The organism is Massilia sp. IC2-278, from assembly GCF_020708045.1.
In the GTDB taxonomy this organism is placed as follows: domain Bacteria; phylum Pseudomonadota; class Gammaproteobacteria; order Burkholderiales; family Burkholderiaceae_D; genus Telluria.
In genome coordinates this window covers 869126-884331 of sequence record NZ_JAJFES010000001.1, presented here as the reverse complement: position 1 = coordinate 884331, position 15206 = coordinate 869126, and the positions used below count along the sequence as shown (strand labels likewise).

Annotated in this window: 13 protein-coding genes; 4 read left to right on the top strand and 9 right to left on the bottom strand. The window is 68.7% G+C overall.

All coding sequences use genetic code 11. The features are described from left to right. Window positions 1-37: 37 nt before the first annotated feature. The 8 genes from LK540_RS03825 to LK540_RS03790 all read right to left on the bottom strand — a co-directional run bounded on the left by LK540_RS03825 (window position 38) and on the right by LK540_RS03790 (window position 9285). Window positions 38-364, bottom strand: a complete 327-nt coding sequence (locus tag LK540_RS03825) for a DUF5710 domain-containing protein (RefSeq protein WP_229435699.1) — start codon at window positions 362-364, stop codon at window positions 38-40. Between the two features lie 49 nt (window positions 365-413). Continuing rightward, window positions 414-1109, bottom strand: a complete 696-nt coding sequence (kdpE, locus tag LK540_RS03820; protein ID WP_229435698.1) for a two-component system response regulator KdpE — start codon at window positions 1107-1109, stop codon at window positions 414-416. After that, window positions 1102-3789 carry a DUF4118 domain-containing protein gene (locus LK540_RS03815; RefSeq protein WP_229435697.1) on the bottom strand — a complete coding sequence of 896 codons (2688 nt, stop codon included), beginning with the start codon at window positions 3787-3789 and terminating at the stop codon, window positions 1102-1104. The genes kdpE and LK540_RS03815 overlap by 8 nt, the downstream gene beginning before the upstream one ends. A gap of 16 nt (window positions 3790-3805) precedes the next feature. Continuing rightward, complete coding sequence (kdpC, locus tag LK540_RS03810) at window positions 3806-4390, bottom strand: potassium-transporting ATPase subunit KdpC (protein WP_229435696.1); 585 nt, start codon at window positions 4388-4390, stop codon at window positions 3806-3808. 12 nt (window positions 4391-4402) lie between these two features. Next, window positions 4403-6508, bottom strand: coding sequence for a potassium-transporting ATPase subunit KdpB (gene kdpB / locus LK540_RS03805; protein WP_229435695.1), 2106 nt, complete (start codon window positions 6506-6508; stop codon window positions 4403-4405). 19 nt (window positions 6509-6527) lie between these two features. Next, on the bottom strand, window positions 6528-8258 hold the full coding sequence (kdpA, locus tag LK540_RS03800) for a potassium-transporting ATPase subunit KdpA (protein WP_229435694.1): 1731 nt from the start codon (window positions 8256-8258) through the stop codon (window positions 6528-6530). Beyond that, on the bottom strand, window positions 8258-8347 hold the full coding sequence (locus LK540_RS03795; RefSeq protein ID WP_229435693.1) for a potassium-transporting ATPase subunit F: 90 nt from the start codon (window positions 8345-8347) through the stop codon (window positions 8258-8260). The genes kdpA and LK540_RS03795 overlap by 1 nt, the downstream gene beginning before the upstream one ends. Before the next feature lie 188 nt (window positions 8348-8535). Continuing rightward, a complete protein-coding gene (locus LK540_RS03790) occupies window positions 8536-9285 on the bottom strand; it encodes a TorF family putative porin (protein WP_229435692.1) in 750 nt (249 codons plus the stop codon). Between the two features lie 302 nt (window positions 9286-9587). Between LK540_RS03790 and LK540_RS25305 the strand changes: the two genes are divergently transcribed. The 4 genes from LK540_RS25305 to LK540_RS03770 all read left to right on the top strand — a co-directional run bounded on the left by LK540_RS25305 (window position 9588) and on the right by LK540_RS03770 (window position 14305). Then, a complete protein-coding gene (locus tag LK540_RS25305) occupies window positions 9588-11150 on the top strand; it encodes a HAMP domain-containing sensor histidine kinase (RefSeq protein ID WP_229435691.1) in 1563 nt (520 codons plus the stop codon). A 189-nt stretch (window positions 11151-11339) separates the two neighbouring features. Beyond that, window positions 11340-13751 carry a catalase gene (locus LK540_RS03780; RefSeq protein ID WP_229435690.1) on the top strand — a complete coding sequence of 804 codons (2412 nt, stop codon included), beginning with the start codon at window positions 11340-11342 and terminating at the stop codon, window positions 13749-13751. Window positions 13752-13844: 93 nt separating this feature from the next. After that, a complete protein-coding gene (locus LK540_RS03775; RefSeq protein ID WP_229435689.1) occupies window positions 13845-14012 on the top strand; it encodes a hypothetical protein in 168 nt (55 codons plus the stop codon). A 5-nt stretch (window positions 14013-14017) separates the two neighbouring features. Next, a complete protein-coding gene (locus tag LK540_RS03770) occupies window positions 14018-14305 on the top strand; it encodes a hypothetical protein (protein ID WP_229435688.1) in 288 nt (95 codons plus the stop codon). Window positions 14306-14318: 13 nt separating this feature from the next. Here LK540_RS03770 and LK540_RS03765 read toward each other — a convergent pair whose 3' ends face one another. Then, a complete protein-coding gene (locus tag LK540_RS03765; RefSeq protein ID WP_229435687.1) occupies window positions 14319-15077 on the bottom strand; it encodes a ZIP family metal transporter in 759 nt (252 codons plus the stop codon). Window positions 15078-15206 lie beyond the last annotated feature (129 nt).

The following is a 15206-nucleotide window of genomic DNA, read 5'->3' as shown; positions in this document are numbered from 1 at the left end:
ATCGACGCGTGGACGGCATAGCCGACCACCCTACGAATTAAAGCGCGGCCAGCATCTTGCGCACGGCCTGGTGCGCTTCCAGCCACCCACTGTCGATCAGCTTCGGCCTGCACTCGGCGCATTCCTCGAACGGATTGCAGGCGTGGGCCAGCTCGACGTACTTCGAACCGACCACCGGCTTGGCCGCACGCGCATCGCGCGACGACGGCTCGCCGCCAGCCTCACCGCCACCCGCCAGCCACTTCGCAAACGGCTCCACCGCCACGCCGTCCGGCACATACCAGCTCTTGCGGGTGGGATTCCAGCGCGCGCCCAGCGCCTTGGCTTCGTCTTTTTCCGCGTACGGAACCTTCAATACTTTCATTACGGCCTCGTGTTCTGATTGCGGCCGTATTGTAAACCGCCGGGCCACATCAGGGGACCAGCACCAGCCGATAGCCGACCGCCGTCTCGGTAATCAGGTGCCGCGGCTGGGCCGGCTCGTCTTCCAGCTTGTGGCGCAGGTGGCCCATGTACACCCGCAAATAGTGGCCGTTTTCCCCGTTCGACGGTCCCCACACCGCGCGCAGCAGCTGCGGATTGGTCATCACCTTGCCCGCATTCGCCACCAGGGTCGACAGCAGCTTGAACTCAGTCGGCGTCAGGTGCACGCGGCTGCCGTTCTTCGTGACGATGCGCTCGACCAGATCGACCGCGATCTCACCGAAACGCACGGTGGCATCCGCCGTTTCCGGCTGGCGTTGGCGGCGCAAGGTCGCCCGGATGCGCGCCAGCAGCTCGCCCGTGCCGAAGGGCTTGGTCAGATAGTCGTCGGCGCCGGCATCGAGCGCGCGGATCTTGGCCTGCTCGGCATCGCGCGCCGACAGCACGATGATCGGCATGCCCGACCACTTGCGCACGTCCTGGATGAAATCGACGCCGTCGCCATCGGGCAGGCCGAGGTCGAGCACGACCAGGTCGGGGCGGCGCGTGCCGGCGTCGATCAGGGCGCGTTTCAGCTCGCCCGCCTCGTGCACCTGCCAGCCTTCCTGCTCCAGGGCGGCGCGCACGAAACGGCGGATCTGCGGTTCGTCTTCCACCAGCAGGGCGGTGGGGCGTGGTTCATTCATGGACTTCGTTCTCCAGATGATGCATGTCGGGCAGCGCCGGCGGCGTGCCGCGCGGCAGCGAGAAGGTGATCATCGCGCCGCCCTCCGGCGCCTGGCCTGCCGTGATCTTGCCGCCGTGCGCCTCGACGATGGCGCGGCAGATCGCCAGCCCCAGGCCCACGCCCGGCAAGGCGGACTCCTGCTGGCCGCGCGCAAATTTTTCGAACAGCGCTTCCTCGCGGCCCGGCGGCAGGCCGGGGCCATCGTCGCTGACGCTGACGTCGACCCGGTCTTCGCGCGCGCTCGCCGCAATCGTGATGGTGCTGCCAGGGGGCGTGTATTTTGCCGCATTCTCCAGCAGGTTCGACAGCACCCGTTCCAGCAGCACGGCGTCGAAGTGCAGTAGCGGCAGGTCGGCCGGGATGCGCGTGCGGATGCTGCGCGCGCCCAGCGCCTGGCGCAGCGGACGCAAGGCGCTGCCAACGGTTTCTTCCAGCGCCTGCCATTGCCGGTTCAGGCGCACGGCGCCGCTTTCGATGCGCGCCATGTCGAGCAAATTGGCGACCATCGTCGCCAGCCGCCGCGCTTCCTCGTGCAGGGCGGCGGCCGTCTCGCGCTCGTTCGCGGCCAGCGGCGGCTCGGCGCGCAGCAGCGATTCCGACAAACCGACCAGGCTGGTGAGCGGCGTACGCAAGTCGTGCGACAGCGCTGCCAGCAGCGAATTGCGCAGGCGCTCGGACTCCATGCTCACCAGCGCGGCCTGTGCCACCTCGATGTAGTGCACGCGTTCCAGCGCGATCGCGGCCAGCGCCGCATAGGTATCGAGCTGCTGGCGCTGTTCCGGCAGCGGCAGCCAGCGTCCGCCGTCGGGCGCGATGGCCAGCACGCCGCGCGTGCGCATCGGCGCCACCAGAGGCAAATAGAACAGCGGGCTGCCCGGCAAGGTGTGGGTGCCGTGGCCGGCCGGGCTGGCATGGTCGAAGGCCCATTGGGCGACGCCGGCGTCCAGGCCGGCCAGATCGTCGTGACCGGACACCAGCTTGCCATCCGCATCCGGCAGCAGCAGCACGGCGCGCGCACCGAAGGCGCCGGCGATGGCGGCGCGGGTCGACTCCAGCACCTGCTCGTTCTGCAGCGCGCCAGAGAGTTCGCGCGCGAATTCGTAGAGCGAATGGGCGCGCGCCTCGCGCCGGCGCGCGACCTGGGCCTGGAAGCGCAGTCCGGCCGTCAGCTGGCCGGTAATCAGGCCCACGGCCAGCATCACGCCGAAGGTGATCAGGTACTGCACGTCGCTCACCGCGAAGTTGTAGCGCGGCGGGACGAAGAAGAAGTCGAAGCCGGCCACGCAGACGCAGGTGGCCAGCACCGAGGGGCCGCGCCCGAAGCGCACCGCCACCAGCAGCACGACCAGCAGGAACAGCATGGCGATGTTGGCCAGGTCCAGCCAGTTCGATAGCGGCGAGAACAGCAGCGCCGCGCCCAGGCCGATGAGTCCAGCCCACAGATAGCGCAGCCGGTTCGGGTGGGTCGACTCGGCGCCCGGGGACTCCTGCGCGGCGCGCGGCCGGGTGGCGGCGCCGGCGCCGACTTCGAGCAGGTCGATGTCGGGCGCGAGCCGCGACAGCCTGGCGTGCAGCGGCCGGGACAGGCGCAGCCGCTGCCCATGCCGGCGGCCCAGCACCAGGCGCTGCAGGTTGTGCGAGCGCGCATAGGCCAGCAGCGCCTGGGCCGGCTCGGCGTCCGGCAGCACGGCCGTGGTGGCGCCCAGTTCCTGGGCCAGTTTCAGGACGCCCAGCGTGGCTTCGCGGCGCGCATCCGACAAGCGCTGCAATGCGGGCGTTTCGACGTACACCGCATGCCAGGCGCAATCGAGCTGGCCGGCCAGGCGCGCGCAGTTGCGCACCACGTGCTCGGAGTTATCCCTTGGCCCGACGCAGGCCAGCAGGGCGCCGTCGGTCTTCCACACCGGCGCGATGGCCTGCTCGACGCGGTAGGCGCGCACGTCGTCGCCGATACGCTCGGCCGTGCGGCGCAGGGCCAGTTCGCGCAGCGCGATCAGATTCCCCTTGCGGAAGAAGTTGTTCGACGCCCGCTCGGCCTGGGCGCCCTGGTAGACCTTGCCGGCCTTCAGGCGCGCCAGCAGTTCGTCGGCCGGCACGTCGACCAGCACGACTTCGTCGGCGCCATCGAACACGCTGTCGGGCACGGTCTCGGCCACCTTCACGCCGGCGATGCCGGCAACGACGTCGTTCAGGCTCTCCAGGTGCTGCACGTTGAGGGTAGTGAAGACGTCGATGCCGGCCGCGAGCAGCTCCTCGACGTCCTGCCAGCGCTTCGGGTGGCGCGAGCCGGGCACGTTCGAATGGGCCAGTTCGTCGACCAGGACCAGCGCCGGCCGGCGCGCCAGGGCGGCGTCGAGGTCGAACTCGGGCAGGTCGCGGCCGCGGTAGGGCAGGCTGCGCGCCGGCAGCAGGTCGAGGCCGGCGAGCAGGGCGGCGGTGTCCTGGCGCCCGTGTGTCTCGACCACGCCGGCCAGCACGTCCGCGCCGCTTGCCGCCAGCTTGCGCGCCTCGAGCAGCATCGCATAGGTCTTGCCGACGCCCGCCGACGCCCCGACATAGATGCGCAGGCTGCCGCGCGCGTCGCGTTTTTCCTGGGCGCGCACCTGGGCCAGCACGGCGTCGGGGTCGGGTCGGCTCATCACGTCAGCTTTCATGTCAGCGAGTATGCGGCATCTGCTCGTCCAATGCCAGATTCAGGGCCAGTACATGGACCCGCGCTTCGCCGAACAGGCCCAGCCAGGGAAGCTCGGTATGCGCTTCGACCAGGCCCAGCACGCGCTCGCGCGGGAAACCGCGCGCGGCGGCTACCCGGTTGACCTGGTACAGCGCCGCGGCGGGGCTGATGTGCGGGTCGAGGCCGCTGGCCGAGGCGGCGACCAGGTCGACCGGAATGGCGTCGCGATTATTCGGATCGGCTGCACGCAGGGCGGCGATGCGGCCTGCCACCGCCTCCTTCAGGGCAGGATTGCTCGGACCCTGGTTGGCGCCCGAGGAACCGGCGGCATTATTCGGCGTAGGCGCCGTGGCCGACGGCCGGCCCCAGAAGTAGCGCGGCGAGGTGAACGACTGGCCGATCAGCTGCGAACCGACGACCTTGCCGTCGTGTTCGACCAGGCTGCCGTTGGCCTGCCGCGGCATGATCAGCTGCGCCAGGCCTGTCACGGCCAGCGGGTAGGCCAGGCCGCACAGCAGGGTGAGGGCCGCGAATACGGCGAGGGCGGGACGAATGGCATTTTTCATGATGTTTCCGGATCAGGCGAGGTTGAAGAGAACGAGCAGCATGTCGATGGCCTTGATGCCGGCAAACGGCAGCAGCAGGCCGCCCACGCCGTACACCAGCAGGTTGCGGCGCAGGAGGGCAGTGGCGCCGATCGGGCGGTAGGCGACGCCCCTCAACGCCAGCGGAATCAGGAACACGATGATCAGGGCGTTGAAGATCACCGCCGACAGGATCGCGGACGAAGCACTGTGCAGGCCCATGATGTCGAGCGCGGCCAGTTGCGGATACACGCCGACAAACGCGGCCGGGATGATGGCGAAGTACTTGGCGATGTCGTTGGCGATCGAGAAGGTGGTGAGCGAGCCGCGCGTCATCAGCATCTGCTTGCCGATCTCGACGATCTCCAGCAGCTTGGTCGGGTTCGAATCCAGGTCGACCATGTTGCCGGCCTCCTTGGCCGCCTGCGTACCCGAGTTCATGGCCACCGCCACGTCGGCCTGGGCCAGCGCCGGGGCGTCGTTGGTGCCATCGCCGGTCATTGCCACCAGGCGGCCTTCGCTCTGGTAGCGGCGGATCAGGGCCAGCTTGTCCTCGGGCGTGGCGTCGGCCAGGAAGTCGTCGACGCCGGCTTCGGCCGCGATCGCCGCCGCGGTGAGCCGGTTGTCGCCGGTGATCATCACGGTCTCGATGCCCATGCGGCGCAGCGAACCGAAGCGTTCGCGGATGCCGCCTTTCACCACGTCCTTCAGCTCGACCACGCCGAGAACGCGGGCGCCGTCGGACACGGCCAGCGGCGTGCTGCCGCGCCGCGCCGCATCGTCCACGGCGCGCGCCACGGCCTCCGGCCAGGTGCCGCCGAGCGCCTCGACGTGCTTGCGCACGGCGCTGGCGGCGCCCTTGCGGATCACGCGCGTGGTTCCGTCGGCCGCGATGTCGACGCCGCTCATGCGGGTCTGGGCGGTGAAGGGCACGAAATGGGCGCCGAGCGACGCCAGCTCGCGTTCGCGCATGGCGAAGCGGGTCTTGGCCAGCACCACGATACTGCGGCCTTCCGGGGTTTCATCGGCCAGCGAGGCCAGTTGCGCCACGTCGGCCAGCTGCGGTTCGGTCACGCCGGGCGCCGGCAGGAAGTCGCTGGCCTGGCGGTTGCCGAGGGTGATGGTGCCGGTTTTATCGAGCAGCAGCACGTCGACGTCGCCGGCCGCTTCCACCGCGCGGCCCGAGGTGGCAATGACGTTCGCGCCCATCATGCGGCTCATGCCGGCCACGCCGATGGCGGACAGCAGGCCGCCGATGGTGGTCGGGATCAGGCAGACCAGCAGGGCCACCAGGGTCGTCACCGACACCGGCGCACCGCTGCCGGCAGCCTCCACGGCGAAGATCGAGAACGGCAGCAGGCTCACCGTCACCACCAGGAACACGATGGTCAGCGCCACCAGCAGGATGGTGAGCGCGATTTCGTTCGGCGTCTTGCGGCGCTGGGCGCCTTCAACCATGGCGATCATGCGGTCGAGGAAGGTCTCGCCGGGGTTGGCGCTGACGCGCACCACCAGCCAGTCCGACAGCACGCGGGTGCCGCCTGTGACGGCGCAGAAGTCGCCGCCGGCCTCGCGGATCACCGGGGCGGATTCGCCGGTGATCGCGCTTTCGTCGACCGAGGCGATGCCTTCGATCGCTTCGCCGTCGATCGGGATCACGTCGCCGGCTTCGACCAGGATCACGTTCCCTTTGCGCAGGTCGGCCGCGCTCAGGGGCAGCCAGCTGCTGCCGTGGCGCGGCTGGTCCAGCTTCTTGGCCATGGTGGCGACCTTCAGACCGCGCAGCGAGGCCGCCTGCGCCTTGCTGCGGCCTTCGGCCAGGGCTTCGGCAAAGTTCGCGAACAGCACCGTGAACCAGAGCCAGACGGCGATCGCCAGGATGTAGCCGGACGGCGCGTCGCCGGCACCGCCCAGGGAATGGATGAACAGCAGGGTCGTGAGGATGCTGCCGGCGTAGACCACGAACATGACGGGGCTGCGCAGCTGCACGCGCGGGTCGAGCTTGGCGAATGCGCCTTTCACGGCCGGCAGGATCAGGCTCGATTCGAACAGGCGCAGGCTGCGCTTGGCCGCGGGGCTTGGGGACAGGATTGCGGACATCGATTTACTCCAGATGGATTCAGCGGGCGAACAGCTGCATATGCTCGGCGACAGGGCCGAGGGCGAGCGCGGGCACGTAGTTCAGCACCCCGACCAGCACCACGATGGCCACCAGCAGGAACACGAACATCGGGCCGTGGGTCGGCAAGGTGCCGGAAGTCGCGTTCAGCTTCTGCTTGGCGGCCAGCGAACCGGCGATCGCCAGCACCGGCACGATCACGGCAAAACGTCCGAACCACATGGCGATTGCCAGCATGGTGTTGTAGAAGGGCGTGTTCGCCGACAGCCCGGCAAAGGCACTGCCGTTGTTGTTGGCGGCCGAGCTGAAGGCGTACAGCACTTCGCTGAAGCCGTGGGCGCCGGGGTTGGCCAGCCCGGCCTTGCCGGCATCAAGCACCACGGCCACCGCGGTCCCGGCCAGCACCAGGGTCGGCACCGCCAGGATCACGATCGCGGCCATCTTCATTTCATAGGCGCCGATCTTCTTGCCCAGGTATTCCGGGGTGCGCCCGATCATCAGGCCGGCCACGAACACGGCCAGGATGGCGAACACCAGCATGCCGTACAGCCCCGAGCCGACGCCGCCGAACACGACTTCGCCCAGCTGCATCAGCACCAGCGGCACCATGCCGCCCAGGGGCATGAAGGAATCGTGCATGGCGTTCACCGCGCCGCAGGAGGCGGCGGTGGTGACGGCCGCGAACAGGGTGCTGGCGGCGACGCCGAAGCGTACTTCCTTGCCTTCCATGTTGCCGCCGGCCTGCAGGCTGCTGGCCGCCTGGTCCACGCCGAGCGCCTGCAGCACCGGGTTGGCCTGCTGCTCGAAGGCGGCGACGGCCACCGCGCCGAGCACGAACAGCAGCGTCATGGCAGCCAGCACGGCCCAGCCCTGGCGGCGGTCGCCCACCACGCGGCCGAAGGTGAAGCACAGCGCCGCCGGGATCAGGAAGATCGCCAGCATCTGCGCGAAGTTGGCCAGCGTGGTTGGGTTCTCGAAGGGGTGGGCCGAGTTGGCGTTGAAGAAGCCGCCGCCGTTGGTGCCGAGCAGCTTGATCGCTTCCTGCGAGGCGACCGGGCCCATGGCCAGCAGCTGACTGGCGCTGCCTGCCTTGGCGTCGACGAGCGTCACTTCCCGGTAGGCGTCGAAGTTCTGGATCACGCCCTGGCTCACCAGGAACAGCGCGAACAGTAGCGACAGCGGCAGCAGCACGTACAGCGTGGAACGGGTGAGGTCGGCCCAGAAATTCCCGATCGACGCGGCCGAACGGGCGCCGAAGGCACGGATCAGCGCGAACGCGACTGCGATGCCGGTGGCGGCGGAGAAGAAGTTCTGCCCGGCCAGGGCCAGCATCTGGGTCAGGTAGCTCATGGTCTGCTCGCTGCCGTAACCCTGCCAGTTGGTGTTCGCAACGAAGCTCACCGCCGTGTTGAACGAGGAATCGGCCGACACGGCAGGCAGGGATTGCGGGTTCAGCGGCAGCGCGCCTTGCAGGCGCTGGACGGCATACACGAACAGGGCGCCCACCGCATTGAACAGCAGGAGGGCGAAGGCATAGGCGCGCCAGCCCTGGTCCTGGTCGGCGGCGGGGCCGGCGGCGCGGTAGAGCAGGCGCTCGACAAGGCCGAGCCAGCGCATGCCGGGCACGGCGCCGCGGCCGGCCACGTGGGCCATGTACAGGCCCACCGGCCAGGCCAGGGCCAGCAGCACGAGGAGGAAGGCTGCGAGCAGCGGGAGGGACTGGGTCGTCATCACAGGTCCTCCGCTTTCAGCAATGCGTAGACGAGGTAGACGAGCAGGGCGCCGGCCAGCAGGCCGGCCCCGAGATACAGGCCGCTCATTTCGCCTCCAGGCGCGTGCACAGCGCAACCAGGGCGCAGCACAGCGCCGCGAAGCCGCCAAGGGCGGCAATAAAGATCACATCCATGGAAAAACCCTCACGTTGTTCTTGTTCTTCAAGCGTAGGGCGGGCCGCCTCAAGATGGGGTAAAGACCCGGCCCGCCGCTGTAAAGGAAATGTAAAAACGGCTCAGAAGGTGCGGCCGATACTCAGGACCACGGCGCGCTTGCCGAGGAACCGGCCATCGGCCGGCGAAGCGTAGGCGCTGCGGCCCGCATTCGTGCCGACGGCGGCCAGGGTCACGCTGGCGATGCCGAAGTCGTGAACCACGGCGGCCTTCCAGTCGGTGTAGCTGGAGGCGCTCACGTGGCGCACGCGCTGGCGCCCGGCGTGCAGGTTGATCGTTGTCTTGTCGCCGGCGGCCAGGTTCAGGTTCAGGTCGAGGTAGCCGCTGCCGTGCGAATCCGGGATGCCGAACAGGTTCGTCAGGCTGTGCGAGTACTTCAGGGTGGCGACGCCGTAGCCAAGCTGGGCATAGGCTTCGGCGCTATTCGCGTTGTCGAAGCCGCTCACCCTCGACAAGCCGTTCGACGGGTAGACGTAGCCGAGCAGGCCGGCGTCGTAGCTGACGCCGCCGCCCAGCTCGCCGCGCCTGCCGCCATACACATCGGCTTCGATACTGCCCGAGCCGCCGGCGTCGCGGGTCCAGGTGATCGACGAGGCCCAGGCGCCGGCATACCAGCCGGACGCCGCGGCGTAGTCGGCGCCGAGCTGGATGGCCGGCTGCAGGCGGGTTTGCGAGATGCCGCGGTAGCGGTAGTCGGAGGTGAGGGCGGCATTCGCGCTCAGGGTGAAGTCGGGGGAATCGGCCGCACGGGCGGCGCCGACGAGGCCGGCCATAACAGTGGACAAGGCGGCTGCCAGGAGGATGATCTTCATGGGTCTCTTTCGGACGTTAAAACCCGGCGGAACGGTCCGGCGGGCGTAGCAAAACAGCCCGGCCAGCTTATCGGCGCGTCCATCAAGATGGTCTAAAAAGGCCGCTGCACAGAATAAAGAACCCATCAATACGGGAAAGCCGCAGGCAAGGCGTGCCCCCTTCAGCATCGCTTAATAGTAAGCTGATAACATTGCACGGATTAATGCCGAGCCGACTCCCAGCGCACGCGCTTCACCCAGGCACGCCGACAGGCACATAACGACGACCTCCAAAAGTGGATCGAATTATCTCCAGTTCCGTAGTGCCCAAATCCGCCGCCCTGCTGTGCGCCGCGATCGCTTTGGCGAATGCGGGCGGCTGGCTGTTCGATCTACCCCTCCTGATCTCGATCCGGCCTTCGCTGCCGAAGATGGTGCCGGCGAGCGCGGCGCTGGTCTTCCTCGCCGCCATCAGCCTGGCCTGCCAGGCACGCCGGCGCCCGCTGCGCTTCGCGGCGCTTGCCAGCGGCGCGGCCGTTGCGCTGGGGGCCGCGGTGATGCTGCTTGGCCACCTGACCGGCCTGCCGGTGGGGCCGCTGCTGGCCGACGCGTTCGGCTCCCAGGGCGCAGGCAGCCTGTCGTCGACATTCACCTCGACGATGTTCGCGGCGCTCGGCATGGCGCTGGTGCTGATGGTGCTGCGCCGCTGGACGGTCGCCGCGCAGGCGCTGGCGATGGGCGGGTTCCTGGTCTCGCTGCTGAACGCCAGCGGCTATTTTTTCCGCGATACCTTCCTGTACCAGGTGCTGCCCGGCCAGGGCGTCGGCATCCTGACCACGGTCGCTGCCATGGCGCTGGCCGCGGGCATCCTGTTCCTGCGTCCGCGCCTTGGCATCATGGCCGCCGTCACCGACGGCATGCCGGCGATCCGCATCGCGCGCCGCCTGCTGCTGGCGGCCATCGGCGTGCCGCTGCTGCTCGGGATCGCCGTCACCCTCGCCCTGGACGCCGGCCTGTACGACCCCGGCACCGCCTTGCCGCTGCTGGTATGGGGCACGATCGTCGCGTTCACGGTGATCATCTGGCGCCTCTGCCTGCAACTGCACGAGGTCGAACGCGCGCGCCAGCACGCCGAGACCGAGCTGCGCCGCACCATGCAGGAACTGCACGAGGCCGACGCGCGCAAGGACGTCTTCCTCGCCACGCTGGCGCACGAACTGCGCAACCCGCTGGCGCCGATCAAGGCCACCGCCCAGCTGCTGGGCCGGGTGGGCGCCAGCGACGACGAGCAATTGCGGCGCATGAGCGGCATCATCGAGCGCCAGGTCGATCACATGGTGACCCTGGTCGAGGACCTGATGGACGTGTCGCGCGTGCGCAGCGGCCAGATCGCGCTGGAGCGCGCGCCGGTCGACCTGCAGGCGGTGATCGCCGCCGCCCACGAGCAGGTGCGGCCCCTGGTCGAACGCCGCAACCACGCCTGCCGCATCGACGCCGACGTGCAGCCGGTCTGGGTGCTGGGCGACGCCAAGCGCCTGGTGCAGGTGCTGGCCAACCTGATGAACAACGCGGCCAAGTACACGCCGCCGGGAGGGGAACTGCGCGTGACCCTGCGTGCGGACGCGCGCCAGGCCCGGATCGCGGTGCAGGACAACGGCGCCGGCATCGCGCCGGCGCTGCTGCCGCGCGTGTTCGACATGTTCACCCAGGCCGCGCTGACGCCGGAGCGCGCGGAAGGCGGCCTGGGCATGGGCCTGGCCCTGGTCAAGCGCCTGACCGAAATGCAGGGCGGCAGCGTGCGCGCCGACAGCGCCGGGACAGGGCGCGGCAGCACCTTTACCGTGACGCTGCCGCTGGCCGACCCGGCTACTGCGCAGCCGGGCTGACCTATACCCCACCTATCAGTTCCGTTCGCACGATCACTCCGCTTGATTGATATCAAGGAGTAGGGCGAACACCAAAAGCAGACTCGTCAATTGAGCGCCGCCGTTTCATCGCATCTTGCCGCAAGTCACACATCGGCCGATGCGGGGTTTGTGCGCCGTCTATCCGACAATCAATTGATGAGGTAACCCATGGCCACACGCAAGAAGAACGGGGCGCTCGACGGCGCCGGCTCCATCCTCAGCACCATTGCAGGCCCTGCGGACGCGAAGCCGCCAACCAGCCTGGGCGCCAAGACCCCGGAAAGCGAGCGCTTGCTGGAAAAGGTCGTGTCCGACATGGCCCTGGCCGCCGAGATGCCCTTCAATCCGACCAAGCCGCGCGAATACGGCGAGGACGCGATTCCACCGCACGAAGGCGCGCGCCACACACCTTCGACCCCGCTGGCCACGGCCAGCACCACCACGGAAGATATTGCCTCGCCGAAGGTGGGCGACGGCACGCCGGAGATCGGCCAGAACCCACTGAATGGCCCGCTCGACCGCGTGCGCGTGGACGACAGCGGCCGTGCGCTCACCACCAACCAGGGCGTGAAGGTGGGCGACAACCAGGATTCGCTGAAGATCGGCCTGCGCGGCCCGACCGCGATGGAGGACTTCATCTTCCGCGAAAAGATCACCCATTTCGACCACGAGCGGATCCCCGAGCGCGTCGTGCATGCGCGCGGCTCGGGCGCGCATGGCTACTTCGAGAGCTACCAGGACCTGTCGCCGATCACGCGCGCCGCGCCGTTCTCCAAGGCCGGCAAGAAGACGCCGGTGTTCGTGCGCTTCTCCACCGTGGCTGGCTCGCGCGGCTCCGCCGATACGGTGCGCGACGTACGTGGCTTCGCCACCAAGTTCTATACGGAGGAGGGCATCTGGGACCTCGTGGGCAACAACATTCCGGTCTTCTTCATCCAGGATGCGATGAAATTTCCGGACGTGATCCACTCGGTGAAGCCCGAGCCGCACCACGAGATTCCGCAGGCGTCCAGCGCCCACGACACTTTCTATGATTTTGCCGGCCTCTCGCCGGAAACCTTCCACATGCAGATGTGGGTCGAGTCCGACCGCGCGATCCCGCGCAGCTACCGCATGATGCAGGGCTTCGGCGTGCACACCTTCCGCCTGATCAACGCCGCCGGCGAATCGCGCTTCGTGAAATTCCACTGGACGCCGCTGCAGGGTACCCATTCGCTGGTGTGGGACGAAGCCGTGAAGCTGGCCGGCGCCGACCCCGACTTCCACCGCCGCGACTTGTGGGAAGCGATCGAAGCCGGCCACTTCCCGGAATGGGAACTCGGCCTGCAGGTGTTCACCGAGCAGGAAGCGGCAAGCTTCGGCGTGTTCGACGTGCTCGACGCCACCAAGCTGGTGCCCGAGGAACTGGTGCCCGTCCGCACCGTCGGGCGCCTGGTGCTGGACCGCAATCCCGATAACTTCTTCGCCGAGACCGAGCAGGTGGCCTTCTGCACCGCCCACGTCATTCCCGGCATCGATTTCACCAACGACCCGTTGCTGCAGGGGCGCATCCACTCCTACGTCGACACCCAGCTGACGCGCCTGGGCGGCCCGAATTTCCACGAGATTCCGATCAACGCGCCCATCGCCCAGGTGCACAACAACCAGCGCGACGGCTTCCACCGCCAGGCCATCAACCGCGGCCGCGTGAACTACGAGCCGAATTCGCTGGCCGGCGGCTGCCCGTTCCAGGCCGGAGCGCGCGGCTTCAACAGCTATCCCGAACCGGTGGAAGGGAGCAAAGTGCGCGGCAAGCCCGAGCTGTTCGCCGAACACTATGGCCAGGCGCGCCTGTTCTGGCAGAGCCAGACCCCGGTCGAACAGGCGCACATCGTCAATGCCTACCGCTTCGAACTGACGCGGGTACAGACGCCGGCCGTGCGCGAGCGGATCGTCGCCGGGCTGGCGAACATCGACGCCGCGCTGGCCAGCGCGGTGGCGAGCCAGCTGGGGATTGCCGTGCCGGCGCCGCTGCCGCGCGCCACCGAACTGCCGGTCCCGGACTACCAGCCCTCGCCGCCGCTGTCGCTGCTGGCGCGGCCCGGCAAGACCGGCATCCGCACGCGCCGCATCGCGATCCTGGTGGCGGCCGGCGTCGACGGCGACACGGTGCGCGAGCTGTACGCGGCGCTGCTGAAGGAGGGCGCCCAGCCGCGCCTGGTCGGCCAGCGCCTGGGCAAGGCCGAGTCAACGGGCGGGCACCCCCTCGATGTCGAGATCACGCTGGAGACCAGCCCGGCAGTGATGTACGACGCCCTGGTCCTGCCTCCCGGCGACGCCGCCATGCTGGCCCTGAGCCGCGACGGCCGCGCCCTCGAATTCGTGCGCGAGCAGTACCGGCACCTGAAGCCGATCCTGGCGCTCGGCAATGGCGCCGGGCTGCTGCAGGCCGCGGGAATTCCGCCCCGGCTGCCGGACGGCGGCGAGGACTGGGGGCTGATCCTGGGAGCAGGGGAGCCGGCGGCGGCGTTTGCGGCCTTCAAGGCGGCGATCATGCGGCACCGGGTGTATGCGCGCGAGACCGATCCGCCGCGGGTGTAAGACAGGCGCAGCGATCGGGAGGCCGGCCGCGCGGGCATGACATCATGGCCGGCGGCAGGTAGACTGGCGCGCGTCCTCCCTTCGCTTCGCCTCATGGCCCTGATTCTGATCCTCTGCTTCGCCTTCCTGATGTTCTACCTGGCGCATTCGACGCTGCTGCACTACCTGGCCGAGGAAATCGGCGGCGGCCGATCGAGGCCAGCCGCATCGTCCTGCCCTGGCCGGCCAAGGGCAGGATCGGCGCCGCGTTCGCCGGCCTGACCGGCATGCTGTTCCTGTGCGCGGCCCTGTTCGGCGTGCGCTTTCGCCCGATCGAGCCGGCGCAACTCGGGGGCCTCCTGTTCATAACCACGATCTTCTTCATCATACCGGCCGGGCACTACGCCTGCTTCCTGTGCCGGCGCCTGGTGCGCAACGTGGACGGCATGCGAGGAAACGAGCGCGGCCGCCTGGTGTTCGTACCCAGGCCCGCCACGCGGGGCGAACACGCGTTTCCGCTGGCCTGCGTTGCCGTGTTCGAGGGCATTGCGGTGCTCTGGGATATGCTGGGCTAAGGCGCTCAGCCGCTCAGCCGCCCATCTTGCTGAGCGCGAAGGCCGACAGGAAGCCGGCCACCGTGATCAGCCCCGCAAAATCGTGGGCCTCCTCGAACGCCTCGGGAATCATGGTATCGGCCAGCATCGCCAGGATCGCCCCGGCCGCCACCGCGGTGGTCGCCGCCACCACTTCGTTCGAAAAGCCTTCGAACACCGTGTAGCCCGCCAGTGCCGCCACGCCCGAGGCCAGGGCGATCCCGCCCCAGATGCCGAAGATGTAGCCTGCCGAGCGCCCGGCCTTTTTCATGCCGGCTGCGCTCGACAAGCCTTCGGGCACGTTGGACAGGAAGATCGCGGCCACCGCCACCATGCTGACCTTGCCGCCGCCGAGCATCGACAGGCTGATGACGATGGATTCCGGGATGCCGTCGAGCAGGGCGCCGACGGCAATCGCCGCGCCGCTGCCGCCTTCGTCGGGCGTGGGCTGCTGGTCGCCCGAGCGCTTGCGGTGCCTGGCGCCGCGGTGCGATAGCCACCAGTTGGCCAGGGTGTAGACCGCCGCGCCGCCGAGGAAGCCGAGCGCGGTGGCCGTGAAGCCGCCGGTGTGGAAGGCTTCTTCCATCAGCTCGAACGAGAGGGCCGAAATCAGCACGCCGCTGCCGAAGGCCATGATGGCGGCAATCAGGCGCGGCGGGACAGCGAACTTGTAGCCGGCGAATGCGCCAAGCAGCAGGGCGCCGCCGGCGACCAGGCCCCACAAGCCTGCTTGCAACCAGACGGGAATGCTCAAACCGGTCTCCATTGTTGTGTTTGTTGAAATGGTACTACGGCGCGCGGCGGGGGCGGTTTCGTTACGCGGGCTTTCACAGGCGCGTCATACGGCTGTGCTACATTCGGCACTTTTGCAGGAAAGGCAGCC

Excerpts from the sequence above, each read along its gene's own strand:
- LK540_RS03825 (WP_229435699.1), bottom strand. The coding sequence starts at position 364 with ATGAAAGTATTGAAGGTTCCGTACGCGGAAAAAGACGAAGCCAAGGCG.
- kdpE (WP_229435698.1), bottom strand. The coding sequence starts at position 1,109 with ATGAATGAACCACGCCCCACCGCCCTGCTGGTGGAAGACGAACCGCAG.
- LK540_RS03815 (WP_229435697.1), bottom strand. The coding sequence starts at position 3,789 with ATGAGCCGACCCGACCCCGACGCCGTGCTGGCCCAGGTGCGCGCCCAG.
- kdpC (WP_229435696.1), bottom strand. The coding sequence starts at position 4,390 with ATGAAAAATGCCATTCGTCCCGCCCTCGCCGTATTCGCGGCCCTCACC.
- kdpB (WP_229435695.1), bottom strand. The coding sequence starts at position 6,508 with ATGTCCGCAATCCTGTCCCCAAGCCCCGCGGCCAAGCGCAGCCTGCGC.
- kdpA (WP_229435694.1), bottom strand. The coding sequence starts at position 8,258 with ATGACGACCCAGTCCCTCCCGCTGCTCGCAGCCTTCCTCCTCGTGCTG.
- LK540_RS03795 (WP_229435693.1), bottom strand. The coding sequence starts at position 8,347 with ATGAGCGGCCTGTATCTCGGGGCCGGCCTGCTGGCCGGCGCCCTGCTC.
- LK540_RS03790 (WP_229435692.1), bottom strand. The coding sequence starts at position 9,285 with ATGAAGATCATCCTCCTGGCAGCCGCCTTGTCCACTGTTATGGCCGGC.
- LK540_RS03780 (WP_229435690.1), top strand. The coding sequence starts at position 11,340 with ATGGCCACACGCAAGAAGAACGGGGCGCTCGACGGCGCCGGCTCCATC.
- LK540_RS03775 (WP_229435689.1), top strand. The coding sequence starts at position 13,845 with ATGGCCCTGATTCTGATCCTCTGCTTCGCCTTCCTGATGTTCTACCTG.
- LK540_RS03770 (WP_229435688.1), top strand. The coding sequence starts at position 14,018 with ATGCTGTTCCTGTGCGCGGCCCTGTTCGGCGTGCGCTTTCGCCCGATC.